17 protein-coding genes, 3 tRNA genes and 4 pseudogenes are annotated in these 15,604 nt (G+C 72.0%); 8 read left to right on the forward strand and 16 right to left on the reverse strand.

Annotation, left to right across the window (positions count from 1 at the left end):
- Nucleotides 1-4: 4 nt before the first annotated feature.
- The 7 genes and pseudogenes from AC38ZX_RS18335 to AC38ZX_RS18365 all read right to left on the reverse strand — a co-directional run.
- A complete protein-coding gene (locus tag AC38ZX_RS18335; RefSeq protein ID WP_426593223.1) occupies nucleotides 5-868 on the reverse strand; it encodes a prenyltransferase in 864 nt (287 codons plus the stop codon).
- A complete protein-coding gene (locus tag AC38ZX_RS18340) occupies nucleotides 865-1,158 on the reverse strand; it encodes a lycopene cyclase domain-containing protein (protein ID WP_426593224.1) in 294 nt (97 codons plus the stop codon). Before AC38ZX_RS18340 ends, AC38ZX_RS18335 begins: the two co-directional genes overlap by 4 nt.
- Nucleotides 1,155-1,553 carry a lycopene cyclase domain-containing protein gene (locus tag AC38ZX_RS18345; protein WP_491295426.1) on the reverse strand — a complete coding sequence of 133 codons (399 nt, stop codon included), beginning with the start codon at nucleotides 1,551-1,553 and terminating at the stop codon, nucleotides 1,155-1,157. The genes AC38ZX_RS18340 and AC38ZX_RS18345 overlap by 4 nt, the downstream gene beginning before the upstream one ends.
- Nucleotides 1,459-3,048, reverse strand: a complete 1,590-nt coding sequence (gene crtI, locus AC38ZX_RS18350; RefSeq protein WP_426593226.1) for a phytoene desaturase family protein — start codon at nucleotides 3,046-3,048, stop codon at nucleotides 1,459-1,461. The genes AC38ZX_RS18345 and crtI overlap by 95 nt, the downstream gene beginning before the upstream one ends.
- Nucleotides 3,045-3,923: a phytoene/squalene synthase family protein gene (locus AC38ZX_RS18355; RefSeq protein WP_426593227.1), complete on the reverse strand. Its 879-nt coding sequence runs from the start codon at nucleotides 3,921-3,923 to the stop codon at nucleotides 3,045-3,047. The genes crtI and AC38ZX_RS18355 overlap by 4 nt, the downstream gene beginning before the upstream one ends.
- Nucleotides 3,924-3,938: 15 nt before the next feature.
- Nucleotides 3,939-4,619 (reverse strand): polyprenyl synthetase family protein, encoded by a 681-nt coding sequence (locus tag AC38ZX_RS18360; protein ID WP_491295427.1) that lies wholly within the window; start codon nucleotides 4,617-4,619, stop codon nucleotides 3,939-3,941.
- 112 nt (nucleotides 4,620-4,731) lie between these two features.
- A pseudogene (locus tag AC38ZX_RS18365) lies at nucleotides 4,732-5,268 on the reverse strand (hypothetical protein); the annotation flags it as partial.
- Between AC38ZX_RS18365 and galE the strand changes: the two are divergent.
- Nucleotides 5,262-6,221, forward strand: coding sequence for a UDP-glucose 4-epimerase GalE (gene galE / locus AC38ZX_RS18370; RefSeq protein ID WP_491295428.1), 960 nt, complete (start codon nucleotides 5,262-5,264; stop codon nucleotides 6,219-6,221). The pseudogene AC38ZX_RS18365 and the gene galE overlap by 7 nt on opposite strands.
- A gap of 7 nt (nucleotides 6,222-6,228) precedes the next feature.
- Here the strand turns inward: galE and AC38ZX_RS18375 are convergent, their stop codons facing one another.
- The 3 genes from AC38ZX_RS18375 to AC38ZX_RS18385 are packed head-to-tail and all read right to left on the reverse strand — an operon-like array spanning nucleotide 6,229 to nucleotide 8,439.
- Entirely contained in the window at nucleotides 6,229-7,149 is a 921-nt protein-coding gene (locus tag AC38ZX_RS18375; RefSeq protein ID WP_491295429.1) for an LLM class flavin-dependent oxidoreductase, read from the reverse strand.
- 22 nt (nucleotides 7,150-7,171) lie between these two features.
- Nucleotides 7,172-8,083, reverse strand: a complete 912-nt coding sequence (locus AC38ZX_RS18380) for a cation diffusion facilitator family transporter (protein WP_491295430.1) — start codon at nucleotides 8,081-8,083, stop codon at nucleotides 7,172-7,174.
- Between the two features lie 5 nt (nucleotides 8,084-8,088).
- Nucleotides 8,089-8,439, reverse strand: coding sequence for a metallopeptidase family protein (locus AC38ZX_RS18385; protein ID WP_491295431.1), 351 nt, complete (start codon nucleotides 8,437-8,439; stop codon nucleotides 8,089-8,091).
- Nucleotides 8,440-8,563: 124 nt separating this feature from the next.
- Here AC38ZX_RS18385 and AC38ZX_RS18390 point away from each other — a divergent pair.
- The 3 genes from AC38ZX_RS18390 to AC38ZX_RS18400 all read left to right on the forward strand — a co-directional run bounded on the left by AC38ZX_RS18390 (nucleotide 8,564) and on the right by AC38ZX_RS18400 (nucleotide 8,865).
- Nucleotides 8,564-8,636: transfer RNA gene (locus tag AC38ZX_RS18390), tRNA-Glu, on the forward strand.
- A 40-nt stretch (nucleotides 8,637-8,676) separates the two neighbouring features.
- Nucleotides 8,677-8,750, forward strand: a tRNA-Asp gene (locus AC38ZX_RS18395).
- Between the two features lie 39 nt (nucleotides 8,751-8,789).
- Nucleotides 8,790-8,865 (forward strand) — tRNA-Phe (locus AC38ZX_RS18400).
- 50 nt (nucleotides 8,866-8,915) lie between these two features.
- Here AC38ZX_RS18400 and AC38ZX_RS18405 read toward each other — a convergent pair.
- Both AC38ZX_RS18405 and AC38ZX_RS18410 read right to left on the reverse strand, forming a co-directional pair.
- A complete protein-coding gene (locus tag AC38ZX_RS18405) occupies nucleotides 8,916-9,206 on the reverse strand; it encodes an SHOCT domain-containing protein (protein ID WP_491295432.1) in 291 nt (96 codons plus the stop codon).
- A 14-nt stretch (nucleotides 9,207-9,220) separates the two neighbouring features.
- Nucleotides 9,221-9,667 (reverse strand): DUF6325 family protein, encoded by a 447-nt coding sequence (locus AC38ZX_RS18410; protein WP_491295433.1) that lies wholly within the window; start codon nucleotides 9,665-9,667, stop codon nucleotides 9,221-9,223.
- Between the two features lie 104 nt (nucleotides 9,668-9,771).
- On the opposite strand from AC38ZX_RS18410, the gene AC38ZX_RS18415 reads away from it, so the two are divergent.
- The 3 genes from AC38ZX_RS18415 to AC38ZX_RS18425 all read left to right on the forward strand — a co-directional run bounded on the left by AC38ZX_RS18415 (nucleotide 9,772) and on the right by AC38ZX_RS18425 (nucleotide 11,027).
- Nucleotides 9,772-10,221: a phage holin family protein gene (locus tag AC38ZX_RS18415; protein WP_491295434.1), complete on the forward strand. Its 450-nt coding sequence runs from the start codon at nucleotides 9,772-9,774 to the stop codon at nucleotides 10,219-10,221.
- Between the two features lie 78 nt (nucleotides 10,222-10,299).
- A complete protein-coding gene (locus tag AC38ZX_RS18420) occupies nucleotides 10,300-10,710 on the forward strand; it encodes a phage holin family protein (RefSeq protein WP_426593236.1) in 411 nt (136 codons plus the stop codon).
- Entirely contained in the window at nucleotides 10,707-11,027 is a 321-nt protein-coding gene (locus AC38ZX_RS18425) for a DUF3618 domain-containing protein (RefSeq protein ID WP_426593237.1), read from the forward strand. The genes AC38ZX_RS18420 and AC38ZX_RS18425 overlap by 4 nt, the downstream gene beginning before the upstream one ends.
- Nucleotides 11,028-11,202: 175 nt before the next feature.
- On the opposite strand, the gene AC38ZX_RS18430 is transcribed toward AC38ZX_RS18425, so the two are convergent.
- Nucleotides 11,203-11,409: a BldC family transcriptional regulator gene (locus tag AC38ZX_RS18430; RefSeq protein ID WP_426596003.1), complete on the reverse strand. Its 207-nt coding sequence runs from the start codon at nucleotides 11,407-11,409 to the stop codon at nucleotides 11,203-11,205.
- 597 nt (nucleotides 11,410-12,006) lie between these two features.
- On the opposite strand from AC38ZX_RS18430, the pseudogene AC38ZX_RS18435 reads away from it, so the two are divergent.
- Nucleotides 12,007-12,220 (forward strand): annotated as a pseudogene (locus AC38ZX_RS18435) (DUF3073 domain-containing protein).
- 217 nt (nucleotides 12,221-12,437) lie between these two features.
- On the opposite strand, the pseudogene purM reads toward AC38ZX_RS18435, so the two are convergent.
- The 3 genes and pseudogenes from purM to AC38ZX_RS18450 form a co-directional block, all read right to left on the reverse strand.
- Nucleotides 12,438-13,572, reverse strand: a pseudogene (gene purM, locus AC38ZX_RS18440) (phosphoribosylformylglycinamidine cyclo-ligase).
- A pseudogene (gene purF / locus AC38ZX_RS18445) lies at nucleotides 13,569-15,118 on the reverse strand (amidophosphoribosyltransferase). Before purF ends, purM begins: the two co-directional pseudogenes overlap by 4 nt.
- 39 nt (nucleotides 15,119-15,157) lie before the next feature.
- Nucleotides 15,158-15,598: a histidine kinase gene (locus AC38ZX_RS18450; protein WP_491295435.1), complete on the reverse strand. Its 441-nt coding sequence runs from the start codon at nucleotides 15,596-15,598 to the stop codon at nucleotides 15,158-15,160.
- Nucleotides 15,599-15,604: the final 6 nt, after the last annotated feature.

A 15,604-nucleotide genomic window follows, 5' to 3' on the forward strand; every position in this document is an offset into this window, starting at 1 on the left:
GCGCTCACGTTCGTGCGATCACGATGAGCAGCATGGTCACCAGGAAGCCGGTGACCAGGTTCAGCCACAGGAACCGACGCCAGCCCGCGTTGGCGCGTTCGCAGTCGTCGTCGCGGACGGACCAGTACTGCGCGGTGCTGATGGCGTAGGGGATCGGCAGGACGGCCGCGATCGGCCAGGGACCCAGCAGCAGGACGGCTGCGGCCACGACGTAGAGGACGGTCGCGGCGACGACGGTGGCGTGCGCACCCAGTGCCGTCGCGACCGACGCGATCCCGCCCTCGCGGTCCGCGCGCACGTCCTGCACCGCCCCGAACGCGTGCGACGCCATCCCCCAGAGCACGAACGCCACGAGCACCGGCCACGTCGTCCTCGTCGTCAAGGAGGCCCCGACCAGCACCAACGCGTAGAGCAGGGGGCCGACGAAGTGCATGGCCGAGGTGAACGAGTCGAGCACCGGGCGCTCCTTGAAGCGCAGCACGGGGGCCGAGTAGGCGATCACCAGGAAGAGGACGCCGACGAGCACCGCGTCCGCCCCGGAAGAGCCGTTCAGCAGCAGGTAGACCACGAACGGCGCGTTCAGCACGACGCACGACCACAGGATCCGCCGGTGCACCGACCGTGCCCGGTCGATGGGGACGAGCCCGCCCTCGATGCCGCCCTTGCGCGGGTTGCGCAGGTCGGAGGCGTAGTCGAAGACGTCGTTGATCCCGTACATCAGCAGGTTGTACGGGACCAGGAAGAACAGGGTGCCGACGACGAACAGCGCATCCACCCGCCCGCCCGTGGCGAGCAGGTAGCCGGCCGCGAACGGGTAGGCGGTGTTGATCCAGGAGAACGGGCGCGACGCCGCGAGGACCTCCCTCACTCGTCCCTCCCCCGCCCGAGCACCGTCCAGAGCACCGGCATACCGACGGCGGCCGCGATCGCGTACGCGAAGTCCTCGATCGGCGCACCCCAGACGTAGACGCCGAGGATCTTGTCGGCGTCGAACACGTAGAGCCCGGCCGCGATCATCGCCGTGTCGAAGACGACGGTCAGCAGGCAGAGCACGAGGACCGTGCCGGTCACCGGGCCACCGCGCAGCCGGCGGAGCACGGGCCACGAGACCGCCCCGAGGACCACGAGCACGATGAGGTTCATGACGGCGTTGGTCATCGTCGCCACCGCTCCAGCCCGCGCCAGACCAGCAGGGCCGTGTAGCAGAGCAGGGCGAGGAAGAATGCCTCCTCCACGGGCAGCTCCGGAGCGATCAGGATGCCGGCCATGTTCGGGGAGTCGCCGCGCGCGAAGATGTGCAGCCCCAGCCCGGCGAGGTCCCAGAGCAGGAACCCGACCACGCCGATCCCGACGGTGAGCCCGGCCCGGCGGGCGTCGGCCCAGAAGGCCAGCCGGAACCGTCGGTCGAGGATCGCGAGGCCGCCCAGCGAGACGAGCAGGGCGCCGAGATAGAGAAACTCATCGGCTGACGGCGCTCCACACGCCGCGCGGTCGCGCCGAGGCCAGGAAGCCGGGGCGCAGGGGCGCGGGCAACGGGCGCGCGGACGTCTCACCGAGCATCCGCTTCACCACGAGCTCGGCGCTGATCAGGCACATCGGCAGGCCCACACCGGGGATCGTCCCACCGCCGGCGTGCAGCAGGTTCGGGACGCGCTCGGATGCGTCGCCGGGGCGGAACATCGCGCTCTGTCGCAGCGTGTGCTCCATGCCCAGGGCACTCCCGCGCCAGGCGTGGAAGTCGCGTGCGAAGTCCGCCGGCCCCCGCAGCTCGCGCACCACGACGCGTTCGCGCAGGTTCGGGATGCCCGCCCACGTCCCGATCTGGTCGAGGTAGCGGTCGGCGTGTGCGTCGAGGTCGCCCACCGACGGATCGGCGGGGAACGGGACGAGGACGAACAGGTTCTCGTGGCCGTCGGGGGCGGCGCTCGGATCGGTGGCCGTCGTCCGCGAGACGTACAGCGAGGCCACCTCGGGGATCCTCGTGCGGGTCGACGCCCGGTCCGTGCCGAGGATGTCTTCGAAGTTCGTCCGCCAGTCGCGCGTGAAGAACAGCGAGTGGTGAGCCAGCTCGGGCAACTCGCCGCGCACGCCCGCCATGATGACCAGCGCCGAGATGCCGGGGCCGCGGGTCTCCCACTCGCGCGCGGGCAGGTCGCTGAACCGCGCGTCGAGCAGCTCGGTCTCCGTGTGGTGCCGGTCCGCGGCCGAGACGACGACGTCGGCGGCCACCAGCTCACCCGTGGCCAGCCGCACGCCCCGGGCCACCCCGCGCCGCCCGTCGGGATCGACCTCGATCGAGGCCACGGCGGCGCCGGTGCGGATCCGGACCCCTTCGCGCACTGCGAGGCGCTCGAGGGCCTCGATGATCGTGTACATCCCGCCGCGCGGGAAACGTACGCCGTCGACGAGGTCGAGGTGGCTCATGAGGGAGTAGAGCGCGGGGACGCGGTACGGCGAGCTGCCGAGGAACACCGCGGGGTAGCCCAGGACCTGTCGCAGGACGGGGTTCTCGACGGTGCCCTCGATCCGGTCCGCGAGCGTGTGCGTCAGCAGGTCGACGAGCGTGGGCGACCGCCGCAGGACGTCGACCGTGAGCAGCCGGTCCGGTCGCGCGAAGGTCGTGTACAGGAACGACTCGAGGGCGTCGCGGTAGGCCTGCGTCGACGCCTGCGCGTACGCACGCATCGCCTGGCCGGCTCCCGGCTCGAGCGCGTCGAACGCCTTCCAGTTGATCTCGGCGTCCTGCACGACGTCCAGCGGCGCACCCTGCTCGGGGAAGAGGCGGTAGGCCGGATCGAGCCGTACCAGGTCGACGTAATCCTCGATGCGCTCCCCGAGCAGCGCGAACGCGTGGGCGAAGACCTCTGGCATGAAGTACCAGGACGGCCCGGTGTCGAACCGGAACCCGTCCCGCTCCAGCAGGCCCGCCCGCCCACCGACCCGGTCGTGGGCCTCGAGCAGGGTGACGCCCGCTCCCCCGCGGGCCAGCAGGGCCGCCGTGGCGAGCCCGGCGATCCCGCCGCCGACGACGACGACCCGTCCGGTCACCGGCCCGCCCGCGCCTGCGCGACGACGGCCTCCCCGACGACGAGCAGCTTGGTGGGCGTCGACAGCCGCACGCGGCGGTCGAGGATCTGCGCCGGCGTGCACTGCGCGAGGTCGTCGAGCAGCCGCTGGTACAGGGCGAGCGTCGCGGCCACCGCGTACCGGGCGCGCGGCGGCAGCTCGGGCAGCGCCGACCGGGCCACGGCGACGTCGTCGGCGATCTCCTCGAGGATCTCGGTCAGCTGCTCCGAGGAGACGACACCGGGGCGGGTGCCGGGAAAGTACGTGCGGTCCAGCTCGGCGTTGTCGATGCCCAGGTCGCGCAGGAAGTTGATCTTCTGGAACGCGGCGCCGAGTGCCCGGGCGCCGGCCACCTGCGTGCTCGTCGGCTCGACCACGGGGTCGCCCGGGCGCCGGGGCTCGTTCAGGAAGGCCCGGACGCACATGAGACCCACCACCTCGGCGGAACCGAAGACGTAGGCCTCGTAGCTGGCGCGGTCGTGGCTGTGCACGGTCAGGTCGGCGCGCATGGACGCGTAGAACGGCACCGTCTCGGCCTGCGTGATCCCGACGCGCCGGGCCGTCCGGGCGAACGCATGGACGACGAGGTTGGTCGAGTAGCCGGTGCGCAGCGCTCGGTGCGTCTGCGTCTCCAGCTCGTCCAGCTCGGCGCCGGCGTCGTCGCCGCGGTAGGTGTCGACCACCTCGTCGGCGAGACGCACCAGGGCGTACACGGCCCGGATGTCCTGCTGCGCACGCCGGCCGAGCAGCCGCGTGCCCAGACCGAACGAGGTGGAGTAGACGGCGAGGACGTTCGCGCTGGTGCGCGCGGCGGTGACGTCGTAGAGCCGCAGCGCCCGGTCCCTCGCCTGCCCCACGATCTCCTCCGTCACTCAGCGGCCCCGCCCGACGAGGTCGTCGACCACGCCCACCAGGTAGCCTCCCAGCGGTTCGGGCAGCGCGCCCACCGCCAGCTCGCGCGCGTGCCACGCGGTCCGCCGGGTCAGGTCCCGCACCGAGTCCAGCGCACCGCTGTCGCGCATCACCGTACGCACCCGCTCCGCCCCGGCCCCGTCGAGGTCTGCGCGGCCGACGTACCGGTCGAGCACCGCGCAGCCCGCCTCGTCGGCGAGCGCGTACGTCCGTCGCAGCAGCTCGGTGCGCTTGCCCTCACGAAGGTCGGAGAGCACCGACTTGCCCGTCAGCTGCGGGTCCCCGAACACCCCGAGCTCGTCGTCGCGCAGCTGGAACGCCACGCCCAGTGCGGAGCCGACGGCGGCCAGCGACGCCACGGTCTCGTCGTCGGCACCCGCGAGGATCCCGCCCACCACGAGCGGGAGGCTGCCCGAGTAGGCCGCCGTCTTGAGCTCGGCGACCGCGAGCGCGTCCACGTCCCGGGGTCGGTCCAGCGCGGCGGCCATGTCGAGCAGCTCGCCGACGACCGTCGTCTCGATGCCCTCGGCCAACCGTTCGATGATGCGCACCTTGGTGCCGGAACCCGTCGGCGCGCCCGCCACCAGCGAGAACGCCGCGGCGATCGCGAGATCGCCGGCGAGGAGCCCGGCCGCGAGCACCTGGTCCTCGATCGCGCGCCCGTCCAGCCCGCGCCCGTCCAGCCGCGCGCGTGTGGCGCCCGCGACGTTCGGCCGTCCCCGCCGGAAGCTCGTCGTGGTCCAGCAGGTCGTCGTGCACGAGCATCGCGGTGTGCAGCACCTCGACGGCCGCGGCGACGGGCGCTACGGCGGCGGGGTCGTCGCCACCGAGGCCCAGGTACGCCGCGACCGCCAGCCTGGGTCGCATCAGCTTGCCGCCGACGACCGCCGCGAGGTCGGTCCACAGCCGCGCCGCCACCTGCGAGCGTCCGCCCGCGAGCCGCACGCGTTCGTCGACGAAGTCCGCCAAGACGCGAGCCGTACGAGTCATCGCGTCCTCGACGCCCTGCGCGAGCAGCGCGTGCCCGTCCGACTGGGCAATGATCGCCTGCTGCACACTGGTCTCGCCGTGCATCTCGTCCCTTCGGCCGTGGGTGGAGCTGGGCGGACCGGACACGACGATCGTGTGCCTGGCAGGACTAGGAATGCTCAGCATACTGAGCATCGGCCCCCACGCCACCGCTACCTGCCCTTCCCCCTGACGATCCCTAGCGGATGCACCCCGGCGTCCCGACCTCTGGTCGGCACCGCGTCCCCGCAGCGACCGTCGGTAGGCTCGGATGCATGACATGGCTGGTCACCGGCGGTGCCGGGTACATCGGGTCGCACGTGGTCCGGGCGTTCGGGCAGGTGGGACTCGGCACCGTGGTGCTCGACGACCTGTCCAGCGGGCACAAGGACTTCGTCCCCGCGGACGTCCCGCTGGTCCAGGGCTCGATCCTGGACACCGACCTGGTCGCTGACACGCTCAGCCAGCACGGCGTGGTCGGCGTGGTGCACCTCGCGGGCTTCAAGTACGCCGGCGTCTCGGTCAGCCGCCCGCTGCACACCTACGAGCAGAACGTCACGGGCACGGTCCACCTGCTCGAGGCGATGGCCTCCCAGGGCGTCGACGCGATCGTGTTCTCCTCGTCGGCGGCCGTCTACGGGACCCCAGACGTCGACCTGGTCACCGAGGCCACCGCGACGAGCCCCGAGTCGCCCTACGGCGAGTCCAAGCTCATCGGCGAGTGGGTCCTGGCCGACCAGGCCCGCGCGACCGGTCTGCGGCACACGTCGCTGCGGTACTTCAACGTGGTCGGGTCGGCCACCGACGACCTGTACGACACCAGCCCGCACAACCTCTTCCCCCTGGTCCTGGACGCCCTCGCCGCGGGTCGCACCCCGCGCATCAACGGCACCGACTACCCGACGCCCGACGGCACCTGCGTCCGCGACTACCTGCACGTCGCCGACCTCGCGACCTCGCACGTCGCGGCGGCGCAGGCCCTGGCCGCGGGCACCCCGCTCGAGCCCGTCTACAACCTGGGCTCCGGCGCCGGCTCGTCCGTCCGGGAGATCATGACGGCCGTCGCGCAGGCCACCGGCATCGCGTTCGAGCCCGAGCTGGCCGCCCGTCGCCCCGGTGACCCCGCGCGCATCGTCGCCAGCGGTGAGCTGGCCGCCCGCGACCTGGACTGGCGGATGCGCCACACCCTGCTCGACATGGTCAGCAGCGCCTGGTCGGCCCGCCAGGCTCACTGACCCGCACTCAGCGCGGACGGACCGCGAGGCCCTGCAGACGCGGGAGGTTGTCGACGAGCGCCTCCAGGACCTTCGGTGAGCCCGAGTAGACGCCCTCGTCGCGGGGCCAGTGCACGATCACGTCGGTGAACCCCAGCGCGGCCGCGCGCTCGATCCCCTCGACGACGAGGTCCCCGGACTGCATCGAGAAGATCGGCGCACCGTCGAGCGACAGGTAGCGCCGCAGCGTCGGCGACCCGGCGGGCCGGTGAGCGGCGACGGCCTCGTCGACGGCCGACTGCATCGTCGCCAGCCCCTCCCACCACTGCTCCTGCTCGGCGGTGAGGTCGCCGCCCTCGGACAGGAACGTCTGGCCGTAGGTGACCCAGCCCTGCCCGTACCGCGCGGCGAGCGCCATGGTCCGCGGCCCGTTGGCGGCCACGACGAACGGCGTGCGCGGCCGCGCGAGCGTGCCGGGGATCATCCGTGCACCGTCGGCCCGGTAGAACTCCCCCTGGTGCGCGGTGACCGGCGTGGTCAGCAGCATGTCCAGCAGCGCGACGAACTCCTCGAACCGCCGCGTCCGCTCGCCGCGGCTGATCGGGTCACCCGCCACCCACGAGTCGAGCCCCTCGCCACCCGCACCGATCCCGAGCACGAACCGGCCGCCGCTGATGTCGTCGAGACCCAGCACGTCCTTGGCGAACGGCACCGGCTGCCGGAAGTTCGGCGACGCCACCAGCGTGCCCAGCCCGATCCGGGAGGTGACGGCCGCCGCGGCGGCGAGCAGCGGGACGGTCGCGAACCACGGCTGGTCGACGAGCGTCCGCCAGGCCAGGTGGTCGTACGTCCACGCGTGGTCGAACCCCCACTCCTCGGCCTGCAGCCACTTCGCCCGCCCGACCTCCCACCGATCCTGCGGCAGCACCACGATCCCGACAGCAACCATGCCCCGACCCTAGACGCGCGCGTCACACGTGGGAGTGGTGCTCCTCGCGGGTGGACGACGGGGGCTCCAGCTGGAACGTGCAGTGCGCGACGTCGAAGTGGCCGGCCAGGCAGTGCCGCAGGTCATCCAGGACGCGGCCGGCCTCGCCGCGGGCCAGCAGGTCGTCGGGGACCTCGACGTGCGCCGAGAGCACGGGCACGCCCGACGTGATGGTCCAGGCGTGCAGGTCGTGGACGCCGAGCACCCCCGGCACACCGCAGATGTGCGACCGGATCGCGTCCAGGTCGACGCCACGCGGGGTGGCCTCCAGGAGCACCGCGCCGACCTCGCGCAGCAGCCCGACCGCGCGCGGCACGATCATCACCCCGATCAGCACCGACGCGATCCCGTCGGCCCGCAGGTACCCCGTCGCCAGCACGACGACAGCGGCCGCGACCACCGCCACGGAGCCGAGCAGGTCGCCGAGCACCTCGAGGTACGCCCCGCGGACGGTGAGCGACTCCCCCTGCCCCCGCTGCAGCAGGGCCAGCCCCACACCGTTGGCGACGAGCCCGACGCACGCCACGCCGAGCATGAGGCCCGCCTCGACGGGCGCCGGATCGAGCAGCCGTCGGACGCCGCCGACGATCACGAGCACACCCACCACCCCGATGACCAGGCCGTTGACCAGGGCGGCCAGGATCTCGGCGCGCTGCCAGCCGAACGTGCGCGCGGCGGTCGCGGGGCGGGCGGCGAGCGCGGTCGCACCGAGCGCCAGACCCACCCCGGCGGCATCGGTGAGCATGTGCCCGGCGTCCGCGACCAGCGCGAACGACCCGGACACCACACCCCCGACCACCTCGACCACCAGGACGACGAGCGTCAGGACGAGCACGGCGACGAGCCGACCCCGGTGCGCCTGCGCCGCGGTCGGGTGGTCGTGGTCGTGGCCCACCGGGGTCAGCCCCAACCGAGGTCGTGCAGCCGGTCGTCGTCGATGCCGAAGTGGTGGGCGATCTCGTGCACGACGGTCACGGCGACCTCCTCGACGACCTCGGACCGGTCCGCACAGAACGCGAGCGTCGGCAGGCGGAAGATCGTGATCCGGTCCGGCAGGGACCCGGACGCCCAGAAGTCGCCCCGCTCGGTCAGCGGTGTCCCCTCGTACAGCCCGAGCAGGTCCTGCTCGTCGGCCGGCGGCGAGTCCTCCACCAGCACGACGACGTTGTCCATCATCGCGGCGCTCTGCGGTATCTCGTCGAGCGCGTCGCGCACCGCGTCCTCGAACTCGGCGCGCGTCATCTCAACCATGCGACCATCTTCGCAGGCTGGGTCCACGCCGGACGGCGGCCCCGGGGCCGCTTTGGAGATCGGGCCGATGACCCCGTATGCTCATCACCGGTCTTCCGACGCCTCGACGTCAGGGGTTGGACATGCCCCCATCGTCTAGCGGCCTAGGACCCCGCCCTTTCACGGCGGTAGCACGGGTTCGAATCCCGTTGGGGGTACGCAGTACACGCAGTTGCATGAAGGCCTTAGCACCACCAAGGCCCCGTAGCGCAGTTGGTTAGCGCGCCGCCCTGTCACGGCGGAGGTCGCGGGTTCAAGTCCCGTCGGGGTCGCTCGATTCGCCGGTCCGCGGACCGGCGTTCTCGTTTCACGGCTCTGTAGCTCAGTTGGTAGAGCGCACGACTGAAAATCGTGAGGTCACGGGATCGACGCCCGTCGGAGCCACCACCGAAGCCCCGCCCGGATGGATCCGGAGCGGGGCTTCGTCGCGCAGCGCGTCAGCCGAGCAGCTTGGCCTTGGCGGCCGCGAACTCCTCGTCGGTCAAGACGCCCGCGGCCTTGAGGTCACCGAGCTGCTTCAGCTGCCCGATGATGTCCACCGGCGGCGCTGCGTCCACGGGTGCCGGGGCCGCCTGGTCGACCATCGCCTGCTGCTCGGCCGCCTGCGCCTGCGCGGCCTGCTGCTGGTTGGCCGCCGAGTGCCGCGACACGCTGCCGCTGACCGCCGTCGCCGTCCCCGCGATCACCGCCGTCCGCGCCATCGTCCCGACGAGCCCAGGGCGTCCCATCCGTCGTCCGCGCATCACGCACCATCTCCTTCTGCCAGCGCCTCGACGGCGGCCTGAACGATCTCCCGCGGGATGCGGTCGAAGAGCACGACATCGCCGCCCGACGAGCGCACGGCCTGGGTGAACTGCACGGCCCACGCGTTCTCCCAGACGACGACCAGCGCCAGCTGCCCAGGATCGAGCCCCTCGCCGATCTCCATCAGGTCGGACTCGCTCAACAGGTCGAGCGGGTCGTCGCCCACGGAGTCCAGGGCCGTACCGGTCTCGCCCTCCGACGGCTCGATCACGGTGATCGTCCCGTCGGCCGCCTTGCTGACCTCTGCGAGGTCGATGACGCGGACCGTCCCCTGCCCGTGCAGCGCGGTGAGCGCCTCGGCCACCCCGTCGCCGACGTCCGGTCCGTCGAACAGGATGACGGCGACATCCACGTGCCCCAGCTGGTCCATCTCCACCACGGCCATCGTGCGCTCCTTCAGGTGGGCGCCCTGCCCAGGCCCTGTCTACCACCCTGGGCGACACCGCGAGACCTAGGGTGGGGCGCAGTCCCCGAGCGCAAGGAGTCACCATGACGGACACCCCCGGCCCCGAGAAGGGCGAGCGATCCCGGGGCTTCTTCGACCGCTTCACCGAGCCCTTCACGGAGAAGGCGCGCGAGAAGATCGAGCAGGTCGAGGACCACGTCCGCCAGGCCGTGCAGGCCGAGATCAACGCCGTCACCAGCAGCGTCCGCGCCCGCGCGGTCGAGGTCCGGCCGTCGGCGATCGCGTTCGGCGTCGCGGCGCTCGTGACATTCTTCGGGCTGGCCCTGTTCGTCACCGCCGCGGTCCTGGGCCTGTCCCACGCGGTCGACCCCTGGCTGGCCGCCCTGATCATCGGCGTGGCGCTCGTGCTCGTGGGCGCGGGCGCAGCGGCCTGGGGCCGGCGACACCTGCCGACCGGGCCCGCGATCTCCATCGTCCGCGTGCACGAGCCGACACACCCGGCCGAGGAGCAGGTCCACCCCTGGGAGAACTGACCACCGCACACCTCGCGGGGCCGCGCTGCGACCAGCACACTTGTACCTCGACGAGTCACCAGAGCGAGAGGTTGCGCCATGACCACCCAGTCGGGACCCCCGGGCGACGAACGATCCCTGGGCCAGCTCGTCAGCGAGATCAGCGAGACGGGCGCCAGGCTCGTCCGGGCGGAGATCGAGCTGTTCAAGGCCGAGATCGCCGGTCGCGCCCAGAAGATCGGCATCGGCGCCGGGATGCTCGTCGTCGCCGGCGTCCTCGCCCTGTACTTCCTGGCCGCCGCGATCGCGACGGCCATCATCGCGCTGGCGCTCGTCGTCGACCTGTGGCTCGCCGCGCTGATCGTCACGGTCGTCCTGCTGCTGGTCGTCGCCGTCCTCGCGCTGCTGGGCATCCGGAGCATCAAGAAGGGCACGCCACCGTCGACCATCCGCGCCGTCGAGACCCTGCAAGAAGACGTCGACGCGATCAAGCAAGGGATCCGCTCATGAGCGACGAGACGCCCGACCGCCCCGCCAAGCCGGTCGAACCCTTCAGCACGCCCGAGATGGTCGCCATCGAGGCGGACATCACCGCGACGCGAGCCCAGCTCGCAGCGACCGTCGACGAGCTTGCCGCACGCCTCGACCCGCGGGCACAGGCGGGCCGGGCCATGGAGCGCGGACGGCGGCTGTGGTCCGACGCCACGACGGGCGAGGGTGGACCCGAGGCGCGCACGCGGGCACTGACGGTGCTGGGGAGCGTCGCGGCCGGGGTCACCGCGTTCGTCGCGCTCGTCGCTGTCGTGGCTGCGCGGCGGGGCGACTAGCCACCAGTGCGGGGCGCTTGAACGAACGGGGGGGCGGGCTGGCAGGACGAGCCGGGCCGGCGAGCACGCGGTCCGCGTGGGAGGGACTGTCGAGGAGGCTCGGGCGCGCAGCGTCGTTCATGGGCGCGCCTCCGTCCCGGGACCGCGCCCGGGCGTGTCGAGTCGAAGGACTCGGTCAGCTGTCAGAACGCTGCTGTGGGATTCCGTTGAGGAGGTCGCGAACCTCGGACTCGCGGTAGCGGCGGTGACCACCCAGCGTGCGGATGGACGACAGCTTGCCGGCCTTGGCCCAGCGGGTCACAGTCTTCGGGTCCACGCGGAACAGCGTGGCCACCTCCGACGGGGTGAGCAGAGTCTCGGACTCTGGGGCGTGTGCGTTCACGAGCTGCCTCCTGGCGGCTTCTTGGCTCACGGCACCGACAGTGTCGGTACCCGGCTTCTTCGGGTTCTCCGTTGCTCTCAAGCCCGGCAACTTCGATCGGACCATTGGACCGTCACCGGCCCGCAAAGCGGGACATCTCACCCAGCATGCATGAAAGCGACGCATATCGCATACCCGGAGAGCGCTTTCAGACGGATCTTCACAGCACTCCCATGGCACACGCACGGCCTGCCCCTCGGAGCCGTCACACCAGACTAAACCCGACCATTCGGGCAAACCACTCGACACGCCCGAACAACACCGCACACTACCTGGACGGTCGTCCGACTGGACGGATGCCTATCGCGCGGTGTCTCGCCGGCCCGCACAGGGCCACCTGCGCGACGCCGGGGGTCCGCTCGGGTACGTGCCGTGCCATCGCCTGGACGACGCCGATCCGGACGACTCGGGCACGTGACGCGGATCGCGCCACGCAAGTGGTCGGAATACGCGGCGACCATGTACGATTGCCCCACGAAGAGACGAAATTCAGCACCCCGGGGCCGCACGTGTCTTGCACGGAGCCGCCCCGCATCCACGTAAGAGGGGGTCGATGCCATGGGGCGCGGCCGTCAGAAGGCTAAGCAGACGAAGGTGGCCCGGGAGCTGAAGTACTTCAGCCCGGAGACCAACTACCGAGTTCTCGAGCAGGAGCTCCACGTCGCACGGCCACAACGATGTCGTGACCGACAACCGCCCTCGCGCGGTTGTGGAGACCGACACTGACGACGACAACGACGACTACCGCCGTTGGTCGGACGACGATCGTTGACGCGATAGGTGCCTGACCTCGCGGTCATCGCGGCGTCGCGGCGCGGCCTCTGGTCGCGCGAAGCCACAGCAGGGCAGCCGTCGGTGCGCACGTCTTCGGGCACCGACGGCGCCCTGCTGGCTTCGTGTCCGGGCCAGGCGGGCTGGCTTCGTGTCGGGCCCGGCGGGCTGGCTTCGTATCCCGGCCCGGCCGCGCGACCGGGGTCGCGAGCTCGGTGTCAGACCCGGTAGGAACCCGTGAGCTGGACCGCGCCGCCGTGCACTCCCTTGGTTCCGGCGACGAAACCGGGGCTGCCCACGACGTCCCTCGACGGGTCGGCGGACCGCACCGCGCCCAGCGTCCACGCGGTCATGCCCAGCTCGCCCGCGTGCGCGAGCACGCCGTCCACGGCATCCGGCGCGACGATCGCGACCATGCCCACGCCGAGATTCAACGTGCCCTCGAGGTCGGTCCACGGCACCTGGCCCAGGCTCTGCACCAGCGAGAAGACGGGCGGCAGCTGCCAGCCGCCGCGGTCGATGTCCGCGACGAGCCCCGACGGCAGGACGCGTGCGACGTTCGATGCCAGACCGCCGCCGGTCACGTGGCTGTAGGCGTGCAGCTGGTCGGCACCCGCCCGCTCGACCAGGGCGAGGCAGTCGCTCGCGTAGACGCGCGTGGGCTCCAGGCAGCTCCTCGCCCAGCGTGCGGCCCAGCTCGTCGACGTGCCGGTCGAGCTGCCAGCCGGCCACCTGGACCACCTTGCGCACCAGCGAGTAGCCGTTCGAGTGCAGCCCGCTGGAGCCGAGCGCGATCAGCACGTCGCCCGGGCGGACGCGCTCCGGCCCGAGCAGCTGGTCCGCCTCGACCACACCGGTCGCGGCGCCGGCCACGTCGTACTCGTCGGGACCCAGCAGGCCCGGGTGCTCGGCGGTCTCGCCGCCGACCAGCGCCGTGCCGGCCACCGAGCAGGCCGCCGCGATGCCGCGCACGATGCCGGCGATCCGCTCGGGCACCACACGACCGCACGCGATGTAGTCGGTCATGAACAGGGGCTTGGCCCCGACCACCACGATGTCGTCGACCACCATGCCCACCAGGTCGAACCCGATCGTGTGGTGGATGTCGAGCGCCTGCGCGATGGCGACCTTGGTGCCGACGCCGTCGGTCGAGGTGGCCAGCAGGGGCTTGCGGTAGGTGAGCAGGGCGCTCGCGTCGTACAGGCCCGCGAAGCCGCCGACCCCGCCGAGCACCTGCGGTCCGTGCGTGGCGCGCACGGCGTCCTTCATCAGCTCGACGGCCTTGTCACCGGCCTCGGTGTCGACGCCCGCGGCCGCGTACGTGACGGACCGACTCTCGACCGTCCCGCTCACGGGTGGTCCAGTGCGGAGCCGCCGCCGACGCTCGGGACGATCGACAGCAGGCCGTCCTCGGGTGCGCCCAGCGGGAAGCTCGGTCTGCTCGAGCAGGTACTTGCCCATCCGGTCGGCCGGCGGCAGCTCGATCGGGTACTGACCGGTGAAGCACGCGGCGCACAGCTGCGACGCGGGCTGCTCGGTGGCGGCGATCATGCCCTCCGTAGAGATGTAACCGAGCGAGTCGGCGCCGAGGGAGGCCGCGATCTCGTCGGGAGTCAGGCCGTTGGCGATGAGCTTCCGCACGGGAGGCGAAGTCGATGCCGTAGAAGCACGGCCACTTGACGGGCGGGGAGCTGATGCGCACGTGCACCTCGGCGGCACCGGCCTCGCGGAGCATGCGGATCAATGCGCGCTGGGTGTTGCCGCGGACGATCGAGTCGTCGACGACCACCAGGCGCTTGCCCCGGATGACCTCACGCAGCGGGTTGAGCTTGAGCCGGATGCCCAGCTGGCGCAGGGTCTGCGACGGTTGGATGAACGTGCGGCCCACGTAGGCGTTCTTGGTCAGACCCTGCCCGAACGGGATGCCCGAGGCCGCGGCGTACCCGACCGCGGCGGGTGTGCCGGACTCCGGCACGGGGATGACCAGGTCGGCCTCGACCGGGTGCTCGACGGCGAGCCGACGGCCCATGGCGACGCGTGCAGCGTGCACCGACCGGCCCGCGATCGTCGTGTCGGGGCGGGCGAGGTAGACATATTCGAACACGCAGCCGGCGCGGTCCGGCGTCGCGAACTTGGTGCTCCGCAGACCGTCGGCGTCGATCGCGATGAACTCGCCGGGGTCGATCTCGCGCACGAAGCTCGCGCCGACGATGTCCAGGGCGGGCGTCTCGCTCGCCACCACCCAGCCGCGCTCCAGGCGACCGAGGACGAGCGGCCGCACACCCTGCGGGTCGCGCGCGGCGTAGAGCGTGTGCTCGTCCATGAACACGAGGCTGAACGCGCCTCGCAGGCGCGGGAGCACCTCCAGCGCCGTGGCCTCGAGCGTGTGGTCCGGGTCCCCGGCCAGCAGTGCCGTGATCAGCGCTGTGTCGGTGGTGTTGCCGCGAGCGAGCTCGCCGCGCCGCTGGCTGCCGTAGCGCTCCGCGACGAGGTCGACCAGCTCGGACGTGTTGGTCAGATTGCCGTTGTGGCCGAGGGCGACGGTGCCGGCGGACGTCGGTCCGAGCGTCGGCTGCGCGTTCTCCCAGGTGCTTCCGCCGGTGGTCGAGTACCGGCAGTGCCCGATGGCGATGTGGCCCTGCAGGGCGTTCAGCGCCGTCTCGTCGAACACCTGCGAGACCAGGCCCATGTCCTTGTAGACCAGCAGCTGCTGACCGTTGGACGTGGCGATGCCCGCCGACTCCTGGCCGCGGTGCTGCAGCGCGTAGAGCCCGAAGTACGTGAGCTTGGCGACTTCCTCGCCGGGAGCCCAGACGCCGAAGACGCCACAGGCGTCCTGCGGGCCTTTTTCGTTGGGGAGGAGGTCGTGGTTCAGACGTCCGTCTGCGCGGGGGGCCACTGCCTCATCGTCTCATACGACGGCGCGTCGGCGGGCTGCCTAGCCGTCCGAACGGCCCGTCCGGCGCACGCTGCGCCGGTCCGCGAGCACGGCGAGCAGCGCCCCGGCGAAGCCGCCGACCACGGCACCCGTCACCACCATGATCGTCCGGACCGCGTTCTCGCCGTCCAGGAACGGCAGGAACCCGGAACCGTCGGACGCGAGCGGTACGGCCGGGCCGATGAGCACCGTGAGCAGGAGGGCGACGACCATCCCGGTGAGCGCGCCGGCCGTGATGAACGCGCCGAACTTGGGGGCGTGACGGATCGTGGCGTCGGGCGCGGCGGTCAGCGCCTCGGGCGTCGGCAGCGGAGGCTCGGTGGACGTCTGCGGGGGCTCGGTGGACGTCTGCGGGGGCTCGGCGGGCGTCGGCGCGGGCTCGGGTGTCTCGACGGGGGTCGAAGGCGACTCGTCGTCTGCCGGCTGGGGGTCGTCGGGCACGCCGTG

This window comes from Cellulomonas sp. McL0606, from assembly GCF_058248365.1.

Coding starts and splice junctions, on each gene's coding strand:
- AC38ZX_RS18415 (WP_491295434.1), top strand. CDS start 9,772: ATGACGGACACCCCCGGCCCCGAGAAGGGCGAGCGATCCCGGGGCTTC.
- AC38ZX_RS18425 (WP_426593237.1), top strand. CDS start 10,707: ATGAGCGACGAGACGCCCGACCGCCCCGCCAAGCCGGTCGAACCCTTC.
- AC38ZX_RS18375 (WP_491295429.1), bottom strand. CDS start 7,149: ATGGTTGCTGTCGGGATCGTGGTGCTGCCGCAGGATCGGTGGGAGGTC.
- AC38ZX_RS18420 (WP_426593236.1), top strand. CDS start 10,300: ATGACCACCCAGTCGGGACCCCCGGGCGACGAACGATCCCTGGGCCAG.
- galE (WP_491295428.1), top strand. CDS start 5,262: ATGACATGGCTGGTCACCGGCGGTGCCGGGTACATCGGGTCGCACGTG.
- AC38ZX_RS18405 (WP_491295432.1), bottom strand. CDS start 9,206: ATGGGACGCCCTGGGCTCGTCGGGACGATGGCGCGGACGGCGGTGATC.
- AC38ZX_RS18340 (WP_426593224.1), bottom strand. CDS start 1,158: ATGACCAACGCCGTCATGAACCTCATCGTGCTCGTGGTCCTCGGGGCG.
- AC38ZX_RS18385 (WP_491295431.1), bottom strand. CDS start 8,439: ATGGTTGAGATGACGCGCGCCGAGTTCGAGGACGCGGTGCGCGACGCG.
- AC38ZX_RS18410 (WP_491295433.1), bottom strand. CDS start 9,667: ATGGCCGTGGTGGAGATGGACCAGCTGGGGCACGTGGATGTCGCCGTC.